Annotated in this window: 14 protein-coding genes; 3 read left to right on the forward strand and 11 right to left on the reverse strand. The window is 68.7% G+C overall.

Going from position 1 to position 16,275, the window contains the following annotated elements; translation table 11 throughout:
* Window positions 1–94 precede the first annotated feature (94 nt).
* Entirely contained in the window at window positions 95–625 is a 531-nt protein-coding gene (locus tag ACEI37_RS14090; protein ID WP_373379406.1) for a nucleoside 2-deoxyribosyltransferase, read from the forward strand.
* Here the strand turns inward: ACEI37_RS14090 and ACEI37_RS14095 are convergent.
* The 7 genes from ACEI37_RS14095 to ACEI37_RS14125 all read right to left on the reverse strand — a co-directional run bounded on the left by ACEI37_RS14095 (window position 622) and on the right by ACEI37_RS14125 (window position 8,115).
* Complete coding sequence (locus ACEI37_RS14095) at window positions 622–1,254, reverse strand: membrane integrity-associated transporter subunit PqiC (protein ID WP_373379407.1); 633 nt, start codon at window positions 1,252–1,254, stop codon at window positions 622–624. The genes ACEI37_RS14090 and ACEI37_RS14095 overlap by 4 nt on opposite strands.
* Window positions 1,251–2,921 carry an intermembrane transport protein PqiB gene (locus ACEI37_RS14100; protein WP_373379408.1) on the reverse strand — a complete coding sequence of 557 codons (1,671 nt, stop codon included), beginning with the start codon at window positions 2,919–2,921 and terminating at the stop codon, window positions 1,251–1,253. Before ACEI37_RS14100 ends, ACEI37_RS14095 begins: the two co-directional genes overlap by 4 nt.
* Entirely contained in the window at window positions 2,908–3,645 is a 738-nt protein-coding gene (locus ACEI37_RS14105) for a paraquat-inducible protein A (protein WP_373379409.1), read from the reverse strand. The genes ACEI37_RS14100 and ACEI37_RS14105 overlap by 14 nt, the downstream gene beginning before the upstream one ends.
* Window positions 3,642–4,340: a paraquat-inducible protein A gene (locus ACEI37_RS14110; RefSeq protein ID WP_373379410.1), complete on the reverse strand. Its 699-nt coding sequence runs from the start codon at window positions 4,338–4,340 to the stop codon at window positions 3,642–3,644. Before ACEI37_RS14110 ends, ACEI37_RS14105 begins: the two co-directional genes overlap by 4 nt.
* Complete coding sequence (locus ACEI37_RS14115; protein ID WP_373379411.1) at window positions 4,340–5,524, reverse strand: AI-2E family transporter; 1,185 nt, start codon at window positions 5,522–5,524, stop codon at window positions 4,340–4,342. Before ACEI37_RS14115 ends, ACEI37_RS14110 begins: the two co-directional genes overlap by 1 nt.
* A 900-nt stretch (window positions 5,525–6,424) precedes the next feature.
* Window positions 6,425–7,561 carry an HPP family protein gene (locus ACEI37_RS14120; protein WP_373379412.1) on the reverse strand — a complete coding sequence of 379 codons (1,137 nt, stop codon included), beginning with the start codon at window positions 7,559–7,561 and terminating at the stop codon, window positions 6,425–6,427.
* Between the two features lie 134 nt (window positions 7,562–7,695).
* A complete protein-coding gene (locus tag ACEI37_RS14125; RefSeq protein WP_183283943.1) occupies window positions 7,696–8,115 on the reverse strand; it encodes an Lrp/AsnC family transcriptional regulator in 420 nt (139 codons plus the stop codon).
* A 178-nt stretch (window positions 8,116–8,293) separates the two neighbouring features.
* Here ACEI37_RS14125 and ACEI37_RS14130 point away from each other — a divergent pair, with 178 nt between their 5' ends.
* Entirely contained in the window at window positions 8,294–9,172 is an 879-nt protein-coding gene (locus ACEI37_RS14130; protein WP_373379413.1) for a dimethylarginine dimethylaminohydrolase family protein, read from the forward strand.
* 35 nt (window positions 9,173–9,207) lie between these two features.
* The gene (locus ACEI37_RS14135) at window positions 9,208–10,293 is read left to right on the forward strand and encodes an ornithine cyclodeaminase (RefSeq protein ID WP_373379414.1); all 1,086 of its coding nucleotides are present in this window, start codon (window positions 9,208–9,210) and stop codon (window positions 10,291–10,293) included.
* Window positions 10,294–10,321: 28 nt separating this feature from the next.
* Here ACEI37_RS14135 and ACEI37_RS14140 read toward each other — a convergent pair whose 3' ends face one another.
* From ACEI37_RS14140 to ACEI37_RS14155, 4 genes are all read right to left on the reverse strand, one after another.
* Window positions 10,322–10,918 (reverse strand): helix-turn-helix domain-containing protein, encoded by a 597-nt coding sequence (locus ACEI37_RS14140; RefSeq protein ID WP_018007160.1) that lies wholly within the window; start codon window positions 10,916–10,918, stop codon window positions 10,322–10,324.
* Between the two features lie 509 nt (window positions 10,919–11,427).
* Window positions 11,428–12,747, reverse strand: a complete 1,320-nt coding sequence (locus ACEI37_RS14145; protein ID WP_373379415.1) for a sigma-54-dependent transcriptional regulator — start codon at window positions 12,745–12,747, stop codon at window positions 11,428–11,430.
* A complete protein-coding gene (locus tag ACEI37_RS14150; protein WP_373379416.1) occupies window positions 12,737–14,722 on the reverse strand; it encodes an ATP-binding protein in 1,986 nt (661 codons plus the stop codon). Before ACEI37_RS14150 ends, ACEI37_RS14145 begins: the two co-directional genes overlap by 11 nt.
* A gap of 176 nt (window positions 14,723–14,898) precedes the next feature.
* Window positions 14,899–16,209 carry a dicarboxylate/amino acid:cation symporter gene (locus ACEI37_RS14155; protein ID WP_373379418.1) on the reverse strand — a complete coding sequence of 437 codons (1,311 nt, stop codon included), beginning with the start codon at window positions 16,207–16,209 and terminating at the stop codon, window positions 14,899–14,901.
* Window positions 16,210–16,275 lie beyond the last annotated feature (66 nt).

Below are 16,275 nucleotides of genomic sequence, written 5' to 3' on the forward strand. Positions count from 1 at the left end.
CCGGACGTGAGCGCGCAAGCTGTGCGATGTTCGGGCGGCGGGTTATGCTGCAATCCTTGCGGCCTGGCGCCGCGCCACGCTGCTGCCACGTGCCATGACCACCATCTACCTCGCCGGCTTCGACGTGTTTCGCAAGGATGCGCGCGCCTGGGGCGAGCACCTCAAGGCGCTGTGCGCGGCGCATGGCTTCACCGGCCTGTATCCGCTCGACCAGTCCGCGCCCGAAGGCCTGTCCGGCCCCGACACCGCACGCTGGATCTATGACGCCAATATCGCGCTGCTGCGGCGCGCGGACATGGTGATGGCCAACCTGGATGACTTCCGCGGCCCCGGCGAGGCGGATTCCGGCACGGCGTTCGAAGTCGGCTTTGCGGTGGCGCTGGGCAAGCCCGTGTGGGCCTACAGCGCCGATGCCGGCACGCTGCGCGAGCGCGTCACGGTGGCCACCGATGCCGACGGCACCCCGCTGGATGCGCGCGGCTTTACCGTCGAGGACTTCGGGCTGGGCAAGAACCTGATGCTGGCCTGTTCGGTCCGGCTGGTGCAGGGCGGCGCGGCCGAATGCCTGGCGGCCATGGCCACGGCCCGGCACGACCTCGACGCGGCCGTCCGCAGCGGCGGCTAGCGCCGCAGCGCCTGAACCCCGGCCGCGATATCGTTCGCGGTACTCGCGACGATCTCGCGATACGCCGCCACCACGCCGTCGACCGCGCCCGGCGCCGGCAGTTCGGCCTGGGTCCTGCCACTGACCACCTTGCCATCGGGCAGCCGGCGCACGGTCCAGTTGATGGTGGCGCCGGCCCGTTGGCCCACGTCGGCGTCCAGGCGCAGCACTTCGGTGGTGATGCGGTACAGCGGCTGCACGTCGGACAGCCCCTGCTGGTAGGTATCGACCGCGCCCAGCGTGGCCTGCAGGCGCTGCGACAGCGCATCGCGCAGCTCGTCCGGCAGCGGCGAGGACCAGCGCGACAGGTCCAGCAGGCGCACGCCGGCATCGTTGCCGCTACTGCTGTCGTTGCCGCTGCGGCCATCGCGCACGACCAGTTGCGGCCGGTTGAGGCGTTCCGGCACGCGCACCGGCGCCACTTCCAGCCACAGCGTGTCCGTCGACGGTGCCGCTGCGGGCGCTGGCGCCGCCACGGCGCCCGGGCCTTGCGACAGCGTGTAGTAGCGCGGCTCGGGCGAGGCGCAGCCTGCCAGTACCGCCGCGGCGAAGCTGGCGCAGGCCAGCGTGAGCGGAAGGCGCTTCATCATTCTTTCTCCGGCTTGCCGCGCAGCAGCGCTTCAGGATGGCGTTCAAGGTAGTCGGTCAGCGTGCGCAGCGACGTGGCGGTGCGCGTCAGTTCCTGCAGCATGCGGCGCGTGTCCTGCTGCAGCGGCGCGTCCGACGCCAGCGTGCCGTTGGCTGCGGTCAGGGTCTTGCGCGCGTCCTGCAGCGCGGCCAGCACCTGCGGCGCGACATCGCCATTGAGCTGCTGCACCAGCTTGTCGGCGGTGGCCAGGGTCTTGTTCAGGCTCGTCACCGTGGTGCGCAGGTCCTGGCCGATCTGGTCGAACGGCACCTTGTCGATGCGGTTGACGATGTCGCCCACCTGCGCCTGCAGCTGGTCGAAGGTGCCCGGCGTGGTGGCGAATTCCGGAATCGGCGCGTCCAGGTCGACCTTGACCGGCGCCGCCTTGGGGAAGAAGTCGAGCGCCACGTACAGCTGGCCGGTGAGCAGGTTGCCGGTGCGAAGTTGCGCGCGCATGCCCCGCTGCAGCAGGCCCTCGATGATCTTGCGCGCGCGTTCGCGGTCCTGGATGTCGCGTTCGCGGAAGCCCATGCGCGACGGGTACAGCTCGACCACCACCGGCATGCGGAAGGCGCGCTTCTCGCGCTGGAACTCGATGCCGATCGAGCGCACCTGGCCCACCACCACGCCGCGGAAGTCCACCGGCGCGCCTGGCGACAGCCCGCGCACCGACTGGTCGAAATTGAGCACCGCCAGCGTCGGCGCCAGTTCTTCCGGCTCCTTCATCGCCTCGGCCTGGTCGCCGGCCAGCAGGAACTGGGTGTTCTCGGCGGCCGCGTCGGTGGCGGTGGTGTGGTCCGGCGCCTGGAACGCGACGCCGCCGAGCAGCACCGTCACCAGCGATTGCGTCGACAGCTTGAGCCCGCCGGCATCGAGCTTCAGGTCGACCCCACTGGCATGCCAGAAGCGCGTGTCGGCGGTGACCAGCTTGTCATAGGGCTTGTTGACGAACACGCGCAGGGTGATGTCGCGCCCGTTGGGGTCGAGCTGGTAGGCCACCACCTGGCCGACCAGCACGCGCCGGTAGTAGACCGGCGAGCCGATATCGAGCGAGCCCAGCTCGGACGCGCGCAGCACGAACTGCTTGCCCGAGGCGTCGGTGGTCACCACCGGCGGCACTTCCAGGCCCTTGAAGTCGCGCGCGGAGTCCTTCGACTTGCCCGCGTCGACGCCGATATAGGCGCCGGACAGCAGCGTCTCCAGCCCCGACACGCCGCTGGCGGCGAAGCGCGGGCGCACCACCCAGAAGCGGGTGTCGGCCACCGCAAAGTTTTCGGCGTCCTTGGTCAGGTCGATCGTCGCCACCACGTGCGAGCGGTCGCGCGCCAGGCGCACCGACTTGACCAGGCCGATATCGACGTCCTTGTAGCGCACCGCGGTCTTGCCGGGGATGAGGCCTTCGGCGGTGCGGAAGGTCACGGTGATCTCGGGCCCGCGCGACGCCAGCGTGTGCATCAGCAGCGAGATCCCGACCACCGCGGCGACGATCGGGATCAGCCACACCAGCGAGGGCAGCCAGCGCGCGCGGCGCCGGCGTTCGGGCCGCGGCAGGCCGGATGAAGGCGGAGGTGGCGGGGACGGCGGCATGGCGCCGGCCGGCACGGGGGCTTGGTTGTCAGTGTCGGGCATTGTCAGGTTCCAGCGAATCCCACAGCAGGCGCGGATCGAAGCTCAGCGAGGCCAGCATGGTCAGCACCACGACCGCGCCGAAGGCGAGCGCGCCGCCGCCGGGGATGATGGTGGCCAGCGCCCCGGCCCGCACCAGCGAGGCCAGCAGCGCCACCACGAAAATATCGAGCATCGACCAGCGGCCGATTACCTCCACCAGGCCGTACAGCCGGGTCTGCTGCCGGATCCGCCAGCTCGAGCGGAAATGCACCGACAGCAGCAGGAAGGTCAGGATCGCCATCTTCAGCAGCGGCACCACGATGCTGGCGATCAGCACCAGCACGGCCAGCATGTGCGAGCCGGACAGCCACAGGTAGATCACGCCCGACAGGATGGTGTCCTGCTGCGTGCCGAGGATGGACTGCGTCACCATCACCGGCAGCATGTTGGCAGGAATGTAGAGGATGTACGCAGCCAGCAGGAAGGCCCAGGTGCGCGCCACGCTGTCGGGCTTGCGATGGTGCAGGGTGGCGCCGCAGCGCGGGCAGGCCGCGCCTTCCAGCGTGCGCGGGCTGACCAGGTCGCACGCGTGGCACGACACCAGCCCAAGCCGGCTGGCGGTGGGCACCTGCGGCAGCGGGGTGTTCTCGTCGTCGTCGGTCAGTTCCGCCACCACCTCGCGTGCGAGCTGGCGCGGACGGGCCAGGCGGCCGGCGGGCGGCGGCGGTCGCTGCGCTTGCGTCATCGAGTCTCCCCGTCGGCCGACGCGGCCTTGTCGTCGGGTGTTTCCAGGTGGCGCCACAGGTCCCGCGGATCGAACGACAGCATCGCCGCCAGCACGATCACCAGCGCGGCGAACGACCACAGCGCAATGCCCGGCAGCACGCGCGCCATGGTCGACAGCTTCACCAGCGTCACCAGCACGCCGATCATGAAGACCTCGATCATGCCCCAGGGACGGGTCTGGCGGATGCCGCGCACGATGCGGTCGAAGCCGGGCGGCATGCGGTGCTGCGCCATCGGCACCAGCAGGTAGATCATCATCAGCAATTCGGACAGCGGGAACAGGATGGTGGTGGCGAACACCAGCGCCGCCACCAGCGCCATCTGGTCCGCATACAGCGCTTGGACTGCGCCCAGCAGCGTGGTCTGGGTGCGCACCCCTTTCAGGTCCATCTCGACGATGGGGTAGGCGTTGGAGATCAGGAACAGGATCAGCGCGGTGATCACCAGCGGCAGCAGGCGATGGTAGTGGCGCCGGCTCTCGCGGTAGAGCTGGCCGCCGCAGCGCAGGCACAGCGCGCGCTCGCCCGCTGCGATCGGGGTGCGCTCGTAGACGGCGTCGCAGTATTCGCAGGCCACCAGCCGGTGCAGTGCGGCCGGCGAGGTGTCGGGGAGTGCGGCGTCCGGCGGGGCTGGGGGTACGTCGTGTGCCGCCATCAGCCGGATCGCTTGCCGGTGGCTGCCGGCGGCACATCGGGGTTGTCGACCACGGCCGGGGCCGTCGTTGGTGCCGACGCTGCGGCCGGTGCCGGCGCGGATGCCAGCGCCGCGCCCTGCCGCAGGTCGCGCTGCAGCTCACCCTGCGAGCCGATGGTCCAGTCGCGCAGCAGGGCATAGGCCACCGCCAGCAGCGTCGGGCCGATGAACACGCCCAGGAAGCCGAACGCCAGCGCGCCTCCGAGCACGCCCAGCATGATCCAGATCAGCGGCATGCCGGTGCCCTTGCTGATCAGCAGCGGCTTGACGATGTTGTCGGCCATGCTGACCACGCCCACGCCCCACACCACCAGGAAGATGGCCCAGCCGGTGGCGCCGGTGTGGTACAGCCACAGCGCGGCCGGCAGCCACACCAGCGGCGGCCCGACCGGCACCACCGACAGGAAGAAGGTCACGAAGCCGAGGATGGCAGCGCCCGGCACGCCCGCGATCCACAGGCCGATGCCGGCCAGCACGGCCTGGATGAAGGCGGTGCCGAGCACACCGTAGACCACGCCCTTGACGGTGCTGCCCGCCAGCTCCAGCAGGTGGTCGGCGCGCTCGCCGGCGATGCGGCGCATGCCGGCGCGCAGCCAGGCAATGGCGAACTCGCCGCCGGTGTAGAAGAAGAACGCCAGGATGATCGACAGCGCCAGCTGCCCCAGCCCGGCCCCGATCGACAGCCCCGCGCCCAGCAGCACGTGGCCGACCGGCGCGATCAGCTTGCGCAGGTTGGCGACCATCTCGGAATCGGCATTGATCAGGCTGTCCCACGAGCTTTGCAGATAAGAGCCGACATAGGGCAGGCTGCTCAGCCACAGCGGCAGTTGCGGCAGCCCCTGCTCCATATAGCGGTCGACCAGCGCGGCGAGGTCATCCAGGTGCGCGGAGAAGCTGGCGCCGGCATAGACGAACGGGCCCAGCACGATCACCGTGGCCAGCAGCACGCAGATCAGCGCGGCCAGGCCGCGCCGGTTGCCGAGCCAGCGCGACAGCACGGTGTAGGGATGCCAGGAGCTGAACGCCAGGATCGCGCCCCACAGCAGGGCCGTGGTAAACGGCGCCAGGACCAGCAGCGAGCCGCCGATCAGCACGATCAGCGCGAAGACGGCGGCGATTTTCTCGATTAACTGGCCGGAACTCATGGTTGGGGTCTCCGTTTGTCCCCTGGGGGGTTGGGTGTGACGGGGACGGCGTAAATATAGCTTATGGAGGGTGGGGGGCTGGGAAAGGGGGGCGGCGCTGATGGTGACATGCTGTCGGCGCTTGAACCGCCTGGTTCCGCCCCCCTGGGCGGGTCACTTTTTGGCCGAGCGCCAAAAAGTAACCAAAAAACGCGTTTACTGCCCTGCGGGCGGCATGTCTTATCGTAGTGTGCGCACGGTTTTCGTACGGGGCTGTGCTTCCTCACATAGCTGGACTGCCTGCCGCGGTGGTGCGCGACGGTGGGTGGGGCGCTGGAATGATGGTTGAACGAGCCCAGAGCGCGGAGTGGTCCCTGCTGCGAGCCTTACCGTAGGAACGCCTTCGGCTGCTGCGCCGGCCCTATCGCAGAGCTTGGGCACTGGCACGGGACGCCTCGCTGCGCTCGCTTGGCGCTGCCGGGGGTGAGCCGGCTCGCCAATCGCACGAGCCTTCGACCGCGATCGCGCAAAGGCTCAAAGACCCAAAGACCATCAGCGCATATTGAGCCTGCGCAGCAGCCGAAGGCGTCCCCGCGATATCGCCCGCAGCAGGCTGCCTACACCCTGTTGGGATCGTTCAATAGTGGGTAATCGTAGGCACCGTCCCTGACTCACATAGCGTAGCAGGGTCGGACGGGCAACCACGCCCAAACGGAAAGCACCACCGCTCGAACGACCAACGCCGTGAAATTGATTGCCAGCCGCACAGGCGACGCGCTTTTTGGTTACTTTTTGGCGCTCGGCCAAAAAGTGACCCGCCCAGCAGGGCGGAACCAGGCGGTTCAAGCGCTGATAGCATGTCATCCACAGCGCCCAGCCAGAATAACGCCAACGTCGGACAAGCAGTAGACCGCCAGCCCGTTAATCCGGCACCGCCATCACCCCACTCTTCAGCAACGCCGCCACCAAATCCGACTGCGTCACCATCCCCACCACCCGCCGCTGGTCATCGATTACCGGCGCATGATGCAGCCCGCCATCGGAGAACGCCTGCGCCAGTTCCACCATCGGCTGCTCGGGCCGCGCCGTGACCACGGCATGCGTCATCAGGTTGCGCACGGTGCCGGCCAGACGTCGCGCGCCGGTATCGCGCTGCGCCGCAAAAAAATCGCTCTGCGTGACGATGCCAATCACCTTGCGCGTCGCATCCACCACCGGCAGCGCCTTGATGCGGTGCCGCGACAGCAAGTGCCCGGCTTCATGCGCGGGCTGGTCGGGTGTCACCGTGATCACGTCCCGCGACATGATTTCGCCGCACAGCACGTTGCCGAAATGACGGCGATAGGCGCGCAGCTGCGCCGCGACCAGGATCTGTTCGAGGTCGTCTTCCTCGATATCCAGGAATTCGCCGCGCATCTTCAGTGCCGCATCCAGGTCCGCGCGGGTTACGCCGACGCGCTGGGTGGGTGGGACGTCCCGGGTGCCATGCTGCACCGCGGGCTCGGGCGGTCGATGCGGGTAGCGCCGGCGCGACAGGTTGTTGAAGGCGAGCGCCATCATCAGCAGCAGCATCGAGTTGAACAGCACCGGCACCGCCACGAAGCCGAAGCCCAGCGCACTGACCGCCGGCCCGCCGAAGACCGCGGTGATGGCCACCGCACCGCTGGGCGGATGCACGCAATGGAACTGGAACATCAGGGCGATGGCGACGGCTACCGCGACGGCGGCGGCAAGGCCGGGATCGGGGATCCAGCGTGCGCAGGCCACCCCGACCACACCGGCGATCAAGTTGCCGCCGATGATCGACCACGGCTGCGCCAGCGGTGACGCCGGCACCGCGAACAGCAGCACCGCCGAGGCGCCCATCGGCGCGACGAACCAGGGGTTGAAGCCGCCCAGGGTCTGGTTGCTGATCCATTCGGTGCACAGCAGGCCCAGCAGGGCGCCGAAGCAACTCTTGAGGCGCTCCTTGCGGCTGGCGGCGACGGGCAAGGGAACGAATGTGCGCAGCCAGGCACGGGCGTTATGCGCCAGGGCGGAGACGGGGGCGGTTGGCATTCTTGGGACGGGGGGCGCTTTGGAATGGTGCGCGTAATATATCACGGGGTGATATATCGGGTCGTCCTTGGTGCAGCGCATCCCGGTGATGGGGCATGCCGCACCGCACAAGGGCACGGCAGGGCGATGCGCCCCTATTTGTAGGTCGAAAGCAGGATGCTGGTTTCGGTGGCGCTGATGCCGTCGATCAGCCGGATCCGGTCGAGCGCGCGGTCGAAGGCCTCGAGCGTGTCGGCGCGCAGCTCGGCGATGATGTCCCAGCGGCCGTTGGTGGTGTGCAGCGCCTGCACGTTGGGCTCGCCGCGCAGCGCCTGCAGCACGGTGCGGGTCTTGTTGCCGTCGACGGCGACCGTCATCCAGGCGCGGATGCGGTGCGCCTCGGCCTCGGGCCGCAGGCGCACGGTGTAGCCGACGATCAGCCCTTCCTGTTCCAGCTTGTCGATGCGGTTCTGCACGGTCGCGCGCGACACGCGCAGCGCTTGCGCCAGTGCCGTCACCGGCGTGCGCGCGTTGTCGCGCAGGAGGGCAATCAACTGCTGGTCGGTGGCATCCATAGGGGCAAAGGGGGGGATTGGCAAAACGACAGTAGAGCCTGCCGTTTTGCACAATGGTAGGCGCAAACCGGGCAGTTTGCTGGCTTTTGGCTAACGCGTGCTTGCACCAGAATTGAATCGACGGATGGATTTCCCTGACGAGATGCCGTCGAACCCGCCATGCCAACCAGGAGCCGTCGTGATCCAGACCCCCACCATCTTGCTGGTCGAGCCGACCTTCTACGACGTGTCGTACAGCATCAATCCGTGGATGGATCCGGCCGCCTGGGCGCGCGATCCGCACGGCATGCACCGCAATGCGATGCAGTCGTTCCACGCGCTGCGCGACGCGCTTGGCCGCGCGGCCTTCGCGGTGGAGCTGGCACCCGGCACGCCTGGGCTGCCCGACATGGTGTTCCCGGCCAACGCCGCCGTGGTGCTGGACGGGCGCGCGTTGCTGGCGCGCTTCCGCTATCCGCAGCGCCGCGGCGAGGAAGCGCCGTTCGCCGACATCTTCGGCAAGCTGCGCGAGCGCGGCCTGCTCGACGAAGTCGCGCTGCTGCCGGAGGGCTGCTACCAGGAAGGCGCCGGCGATTGCATCTGGGACGCGGGGCGCGGCCATTTCTGGGCCGGCTTCGGACCGCGTTCGTCGCATGAGGCAGCGCAGGCGGTGTCGGGCTATTTCGGCAAGGACGTGGTGGCGCTGGAGCTGGCCACCGAGCAGAGCTATCACCTCGACGTGTGCTTCTGCCCGCTGTCGGGCGGCGAGGTGCTGTACTACCCGCCGGCATTCAGCGCGGCGGCGCTGCGCGAGCTGCGCGCGCGCGTGCCGGCGCGGCTGCGCATCGAGGCCAGCGCCGACGACCTGCGCCATTTCAGCGTCAATGCGGTCAACCTCGACGACCAGGTGGTGATGACTCGCACCACGCCGCACCTGCGCACCGAGCTGGCACGGCGCGGCTACCAACTGCATGAGGTCGACCTGTCGCCGTTCATGCTGTCAGGCGGCGGCGCCTATTGCATGACGCTGCGGCTGGATCGCAGCAGCGGTGGCGGCGTCGCCGCGGCGGCGGCCTGAGCGCAGGCACGGCAGCAACAGCGAGGGAGAGGGTCATGAAGAACACCGTCCGAACATTGTTTCTCGACGCAACCGATGTTGCCCGGCTGGTGGCCGCGATCGGCCCGCAGGCCGCCATCGTCGACCTGGCCGCACAGGTGCGCCAGGCGTTCGCGCGCTGGGCCGATTTCGACAAGTCGGCGCGGCTGGCCAGCCATTCCGCGCGCGGCGTGATCGAGCTGATGCCGGTCAGCGACGGCAGCCAGTATGCGTTCAAGTACGTCAACGGCCATCCGCGCAATGCGCAGCACGGCATGCCCACGGTGATGGCGTGCGGGCTGCTGGCCGAGGTGGAGACCGGCTTTCCGCTGATGCTGGCCGACTTGACGCTGGCGACCGCGCTGCGCACCGCGGCCACCTCGGCGCTGGCGGCGCGCGCCATGGCGCGGCCGGGCGCGGCCACCATGGCGCTGATCGGCAATGGCGCGCAGGCGGAATTCCAGGTGCTGGCGTTCCACGCGATGCTGGGCGTGCGCGAGATCGCCGCCTATGACATCGATCCCGCCGCCAGCGCGCGGCTGATGCGCAATCTTGCCGCGGTGCCTGGCCTGGCGATCCGGCGTGCGGATTCGATCGAGGCCGCGCTGGCCGGCGCCGACATCGTCTCCACCGTCACCGCCGACAAGACCCGCGCCACCATCCTGACGCCGGACCTGGTGCGGCCGGGCATGCACCTGAATGCGGTCGGCGGCGACTGCCCCGGCAAGACCGAACTGCATGCCGACATCCTGCGCCGCGCGCGCATCGTGGTGGAGTACGAACCGCAGACCCGCATCGAGGGCGAGATCCAGCAACTACCCGCCGACGCGCCCGTGACCGAGCTGTGGCAGGTGCTGTCGGGCCATGCGCCTGGCCGCACCGCGGCGGACGAGGTGACCGTATTCGATTCGGTGGGGTTTGCGCTGGAAGACTATGCCGCGCTGCGCTGGCTCTACGCCGCGGCGCAGGCGCATCGCGCCGGCACCGCGGTTGAACTGGTGGCGATGCCGCCCGACCCGCGCAACCTGTACGGCTGGATGCTGGCACAGGCGGACGGTGGCGGCGCCGGCCGGCCAGTGCCAAGGCCGGCGGCCGTGGCCTGAAGCGTGGCCCGAGGCGTGACCTGAAGCTTCAGGCGGCGCGGCCCATCATCAGCTGCGCGCGCAGGAAGCCCTTGACCTCTTCGAGCGAGGGCGTCTTCAGGAACACCATGATGCCCCAGTGCTGCAGCGCATCGGCCACGCCGTCATAGGCCTGACGGTTGGTGATGACGGCAAAGATCACGTGCTGGCTGGCAAAGAAGTTCTGCAGCTTCTCGACCGTGGCCGACTCGGCATCGTTGAGCTCGTCGACGTAGTAGAGCACCACGCGCGGATGCTCGCTGACCGAGGTGATGACGGTGTCGAGCACATCGTCCACCACCACGCTCTTGAGCGGCAGGCCCCATTTGGCAAGCTGGCTGTGGATGCGCTGCGCCTCCTGGTGGTTGGGGTGGAACACCACCAGGTCGAGCCCGTGCGGCGACGCCGACTCGGGCCCGATGCGCGTCGCCAGCAGTCGATGCACGGTTTCCTTGTGGATGCGCCGATGGCCGCCGTTGGTCTTCCAGGCCCCCAGTTCGCCGCGCTCGACCATCTTCTGGACCGTGCCCAGTGAGACGTTGAGCAATTTTGCCGCTGTCCGCGTGCTGTAGTAAGGCTTTTCAGCCAGTGCCGGATCAAGTTTCATCCCATCACCCGTAGTCCATAGGCAGTCGCGCCGTCATGGCGCACGCGGCCCCTGGCACTGGCGCCGCGCGTTTGTCACTGCCAACAGTTGACTGACCCTGTGTGCCCGGCCCGCTCCCCCGCCGGCCGGACTGCTTTTTGTGGTTGTTTTGATCTTTTGTGCATTTCCAGCAAGCGCAGCGCGATCCCAATGTATTGGATGTCCCGATGCTGATTTGCTGGAAGCTAATAATATGCCGCAAACGACAAAGTATCTGTAGGAAAAAACATAAATCTGCGGGGCTTTTGTTTCTTAACGCACATTGAGTGCATCGTGATGACAACAGGGTTGTCAGTGCAGACCCGTGAGCTTCGTCATGGTTCCCATGACTGCAATGTCTGCAGCGCGTGCTGAATTCAGCGGGCGCTTCACAGTTCCGCCAAACAGTTCCGCCAAACAGTTCCGCCTAACGGTTCCGTCTAACGGTTCCGCTTGGCGGTACCGCTGCAAACACCGCGTTACCGTCTGTTTCACAATCCGTACTTGCGCACCTTGTCGAACAGCGTGGTCTTGGCCACGCCCAGCGCTTCGCTGGCGCGGCTGAGGTTGCCGTCGTGGCGGCGCATGGCGTCGGCGATCAGCGCGCGCTCGAACTGCTCGACGGCCTGCGCGAGCGGCATGGCCTCGGGTGCGGTCGCGCCCTGGCCGGGGTTGCAGCCGAGGCCCAGCACATGGCGCTCGGCAAGGTTGCGCAGCTCGCGCACATTGCCCGGCCACGGGTAGGCCACCAGCGCCGACAGTTCCGCCGGCGTGGCCGGCACCGCGTCGCGCTCGAAGCGCAACGCGGCCTGCGCGACGAAATGTTCAAACAATGCCGGCACGTCCTCGCGCCGCTCGCGCAGCGGCGGCAGCTCCAGCGTGATCACGTTGAGGCGGTAGTACAGGTCGGCGCGGAACTGGCCGGCATCGGACAGCGCGCGCAGGTCGGCCTTGGTGGCGGCCACCACGCGGGTGTTGACCGGCACCGGCTGGTTCGAGCCCAGCCGTTCCACCACGCGCTCCTGCAGCACCCGCAGCAGCTTGATCTGCAGCGGCATCGGCATGCTCTCGATCTCGTCGAGAAACAGCGTGCCGCCTTCGGCATGCTCGACCTTGCCGATGCGGCGGCGCGCGGCACCGGTGAAGGAGCCGGCCTCGTGGCCGAAGATCTCGCTTTCGAACAGCTGCTCGGGCAGGCCGCCGCAGTTGATCGGGACAAAGTTGCGCGCATGGCGCTGGCTGGCCTCGTGCAGGCAGCGCGCGACCAGCTCCTTGCCGGTGCCGGTCTCGCCGTGGATCAGCACGTTGGCGTCGGTGCCGGCCAGGTCGGCGATCAGGCGCCGCAGCCGCTCGACCGCGGGCGAATCGCCGATCAGCCGGGTTTCGAGCTTCTCGCGGCCGGCCAGCCGTTCTCGCAGTTCTGATACTTCCAGCGCGAGCCGGCGCTGCTCCAGCGCGCGGCGGGTGGCATCCACCAGCTGCTCGGGCGAGAACGGTTTTTCCAGGAAGTCGTAGGCGCCTTGCTTCATCGCCTGCACCGCCAGCCCGACGTCGCCGTGGCCGGTGATCATGATCACCGGCAGCGCGGGGTCGCGCGCGCGCAATTGCGCCAGCAGCGCCATGCCGTCCTGGCCGGGCAGGCGGATGTCGCTGACCACCACGCCGGCGTAGCCGGGGCCAGCCTCGCGCAGCGCGGCCTCGGCGCTGCCCACGCCGCGCGTGGCAATGCCCTCCAGGCGCAGTGCCTGCTCGCAGCCCAGGCGCACGTCGGCATCGTCTTCGACGACCAGTACGGTCAGATCAGCCGGCATGTTCGGCATCCTGTGAATGGGATTCCAGCGCCAGCGGCAGCACCAGCGTGAAGCAGGCGCCGCCGTCCGGATGGTTGGTGGCGGACAGGCTGCCGCCGTTCTCGTTGAGGATGCCGGCCGACAGCGTCAGGCCCAGCCCCAGCCCCTGGCCCGCGGGCTTGGTGGTGAAGAACGGTTCGAACAGCCGCGCGAAGGCTTCCTCGGACAGGCCGGCGCCGTTGTCGCGCACGGTCAGGTGGACCATGCCGCCGGCCACGTGCGCATGCAGGGCGATGCGCGGGCCGGGCTTGCCGGCCACCGCGTCGAGCGCGTTGCCGAGCAGGTTGACCAGCACCTGCTCCAGCCGGTTGGGGTCGCACACCACCGCCAGCGCCGGGCCGACATCGCGCTGCAGCGCCGGCTGCACCGCGTCGATGCGGGTCTGCAGCAGGAACAGCGCGTTGTCCACCGCCTCGGCCAGGTTCGCCTGGCGCCTGCCGTGGCCGGGCTTGCGCGCGAACGACTTGAGCGCGCCGGTGATGCGGCCCATGCGCTCGACCAGGCCGATGATGGTGTCGAGGTTGGCGCGCACCGTGGCATAGTCGCCGCGCTCGAGGAACTTGCCGGTATTGCCGGAGATGGTGCGCAGCGCCGCCAGCGGCTGGTTCAGCTCGTGCGCGATGCCGGTCGACATCTGCCCGACCGCGGCCAGCTTGCCGGCCTGCAGCAGCCCGTCCTGGGCCTGGCGCAGCACGGTCTCGGCGCGGATGCGTTCGGTGACCTCGGCCTGCAGACGCTGGTTGCTGGTGGACAGGTCGGCGGTGCGCTCGGCCACCTTGCGTTCGAGTTCGCTGTTGGCCGCCTCCAGCGCCGCGCGCGCCGCCAGGCGCTCGTTGATGATGCGCCGGCGCACGTTCCAGGCCGCGCCCAGCAGCAGCACGAAGGCGGTCAGCACGCCGGCCAGCGCCGCGGTGTTGAGCGCGGCCACGCGCGCCTGCGAGGTATTGGTCAGCAGCGTCAGCTGCCAGTCGGTGCCGGGCAGCGCGGCATGCTGGGCCAGCATCGGCGGCCCGCGGCGCAGGCGCACCAGCTCGTCGCTGCTGGTGTTGACAGCACTGCCGTTGCCGTTGCCGCTGCCGTTGCCATTGTCCAGCTTGCGCACCCGGGTCAGCGGCAACTGCGGCAGTGGCGCGCGGTTGTATTGCAGGCTGCGCGCCAGGCGCTCGCGGGTCTCGGCCGACAGCGGGCGGAGCGCGGCCAGCTTCCACGACGGGTCCGAGGCCAGGATCACCACGCCGTTCTCGTCGGTCAGCAGCATCTGGCTGTCGGCGCCCTGCCAGCGGTTTTCCAGCGGTTCCAGGCCGATCTTGACCACCGCCACGCCGACCGGGTTGTCGCGCTCGCCCAGCGGCGCCGACAGGTAGTAGCCGGATTCGCTGCGCGTGGTGCCGACGCCGTAGAAGCGGCCCAGCTGGCCCTCCATGGCCGAGCGGAAATACGGGCGGAAGCTCAGGTCTTCGCCGAGATAGCTGTCCGGGCGCTGCCAGTTGCTGGTGGCCAGCACCTTGCCGTGCGCATCCAGCACATAGATCACGCGCGTGCCGGCGCGCGTGTTCAGCGCGCTCAGGTATTCGTTGGCGCGCGCAGTGCGCGCGGCGTCGTCGGGGCGCAGCAGCAGCGCGGCGATGCGCTCGTCGAGCGACAGCAGGCCGGGCACGTAGTCGTAGTGCGCCAGCTCGCTTTCCAGCGCCTGCGTGTACAGCCGCAGCTGCACCTGGCCGCGTTCGGCCTGGCGCGCAAGCGCGGTGTCGTAGGTGTAGCGGTAGCCGAGCGCGCCGGCCAGGCCGACCAGCACGGCCAGCGCCAGCAGGGCGAGCAGCGGCGCGACGCCGCGCAGGCCGTAAGGCAGGCGCGAGCCGTTGGCCGCCGCGGATGCAGCAGGGGGGGCGGTGGTGGCGCGGGTGGTCTCGCCGGAAGGATGGAGCGGGCCGGTCATCAGGGTCTGGTGAAGCAGGAAGCAAAGCCGCAGGTGGCAAAGCCGCCGCGCGGGCAGGGCGGGCGGCCGGCGCGGTGCCTACTTTTACCACACCAAGGAGGGGTGCCGGCGCCAGAATGCAAAAAGGCCCGGTTGCCTGATCGGCAACCGGGCCCTGGCACGCCTGGCGGACGGTGTTACTTGGCCGCCAGGACCTGGGCAGGTGCCAGGCCGGTGGTGGTATCCGCGGCGGGTTCATCCTCCTCGGACGGTACCGGCGCGCCGATGGCGCCTTCGCTTTTGGCGACGACGGCGGTGGCAATCGCATTGCCAAGCACATTGGTCACGGTGCGACCCATGTCGAGTACGTGGTCGATGCCCAGCACCAGCAGGATGCCGGCCTCGGGCAGGCCAAACATCGGCAGCACGGCGGCGACCACCACCAGCGAGGCGCGCGGCACGCCGGCGATGCCCTTGCTGGTAACCAGCAGCACCAGCAGCATGGTGATCTGCTGGGTCAGCGACAGCTCGATGCCGTACACCTGCGCCACGAACAGCGCGGCGAACGACGTGTACATGATCGAGCCGTCCAGGTTGAACGAATAGCCCAGCGGCAGCACGAAGTTGGTGATGCGCTCCTTGACGCCGAAGCGGGTCAGCTGGTCGATCACCTTGGGGTAGGCCGATTCGCTGCTGGCGGTGGCGAAGCCGATCATCAGCGGCGCGCGCATCAGCTTGAGCAGGCGGAACACGTCGCGGCCCAGGAAGCAGTAGCCGCCGGCGATCAGCGCCACCCACAGCAGCGCCAGCGCCAGGTACAGGCTGCCCAGCAGCTTGGCGTAGACCAACAGCACGCCCAGGCCCTGGGCCGTGATCACGGCCGAGATCGCGCCGAACACGCCCACCGGGGCGAACGCCATCACGTAGTTGGTGACCTTCAGCATCACGTCGGCCAGGCCCTCGATGCCCTGCAGCACCGGCTTGCCGACGCCGTCCTTGACGGTGCCCAGCGCAAAGCCGAAGAACAGCGAGAACACCACGATCTGCAGGATCTCGTTGTTCGCCATTGCTTCGACGAAGCTCTTGGGGAACATGTGCGCGATGAAGTCGCGCAGGTTCAGTGCGCCGGTCTTCAGGTTCGAACTGGCGTCCGCCGCAGGCAGAGCCAGGTTCATGCCGTGGCCGGGCTGCAGCAGGTTGGCCATGACCAGGCCGAGCAGCAGCGAGGTGACCGAGGCGCCGATGAACCACATCATCGCCTTCATGCCGATGCGGCCGACGGCGCGGCCGTCGCCCATGCTGGCGATGCCGGCCACCAGCGTGGCGAACACCAGCGGGCCGATGATCATCTTGATCATCCGCAGGAAGATGTCGGTCAGGATGGACAGGTGGTTGGCAATCGATTTGGCGGTGGCGGCGTCCGGCGCCAGGTTGTGCGCGGCGGTGCCGGCCAGCACGCCTAGCAACATCGCAATGAAGATCAGGGTGGGCAGTCGATTCAGTTTCATCGTGGATCAGGCCTGTGCGACCGTTCCCGGTTGCCGGGACGGGCGTCTGTGTATTGCGGGAAGGCT

Origin of the sequence: Cupriavidus nantongensis (assembly GCF_041726985.1) — a bacterium.
Classification (GTDB): Bacteria; Pseudomonadota; Gammaproteobacteria; order Burkholderiales; family Burkholderiaceae; genus Cupriavidus; species Cupriavidus nantongensis_A.

What these genes read in the sequence shown, in the direction of transcription:
- ACEI37_RS14150 (WP_373379416.1), bottom strand. Translation starts at nt 14,722, where the DNA reads ATGACCGGCCCGCTCCATCCTTCCGGCGAGACCACCCGCGCCACCACC.
- ACEI37_RS14140 (WP_018007160.1), bottom strand. Translation starts at nt 10,918, where the DNA reads ATGAAACTTGATCCGGCACTGGCTGAAAAGCCTTACTACAGCACGCGG.
- ACEI37_RS14110 (WP_373379410.1), bottom strand. Translation starts at nt 4,340, where the DNA reads ATGGCGGCACACGACGTACCCCCAGCCCCGCCGGACGCCGCACTCCCC.
- ACEI37_RS14120 (WP_373379412.1), bottom strand. Translation starts at nt 7,561, where the DNA reads ATGCCAACCGCCCCCGTCTCCGCCCTGGCGCATAACGCCCGTGCCTGG.
- ACEI37_RS14125 (WP_183283943.1), bottom strand. Translation starts at nt 8,115, where the DNA reads ATGGATGCCACCGACCAGCAGTTGATTGCCCTCCTGCGCGACAACGCG.
- ACEI37_RS14115 (WP_373379411.1), bottom strand. Translation starts at nt 5,524, where the DNA reads ATGAGTTCCGGCCAGTTAATCGAGAAAATCGCCGCCGTCTTCGCGCTG.
- ACEI37_RS14145 (WP_373379415.1), bottom strand. Translation starts at nt 12,747, where the DNA reads ATGCCGGCTGATCTGACCGTACTGGTCGTCGAAGACGATGCCGACGTG.
- ACEI37_RS14135 (WP_373379414.1), top strand. Translation starts at nt 9,208, where the DNA reads ATGAAGAACACCGTCCGAACATTGTTTCTCGACGCAACCGATGTTGCC.
- ACEI37_RS14105 (WP_373379409.1), bottom strand. Translation starts at nt 3,645, where the DNA reads ATGACGCAAGCGCAGCGACCGCCGCCGCCCGCCGGCCGCCTGGCCCGT.
- ACEI37_RS14095 (WP_373379407.1), bottom strand. Translation starts at nt 1,254, where the DNA reads ATGATGAAGCGCCTTCCGCTCACGCTGGCCTGCGCCAGCTTCGCCGCG.
- ACEI37_RS14155 (WP_373379418.1), bottom strand. Translation starts at nt 16,209, where the DNA reads ATGAAACTGAATCGACTGCCCACCCTGATCTTCATTGCGATGTTGCTA.
- ACEI37_RS14100 (WP_373379408.1), bottom strand. Translation starts at nt 2,921, where the DNA reads ATGCCCGACACTGACAACCAAGCCCCCGTGCCGGCCGGCGCCATGCCG.
- ACEI37_RS14090 (WP_373379406.1), top strand. Translation starts at nt 95, where the DNA reads ATGACCACCATCTACCTCGCCGGCTTCGACGTGTTTCGCAAGGATGCG.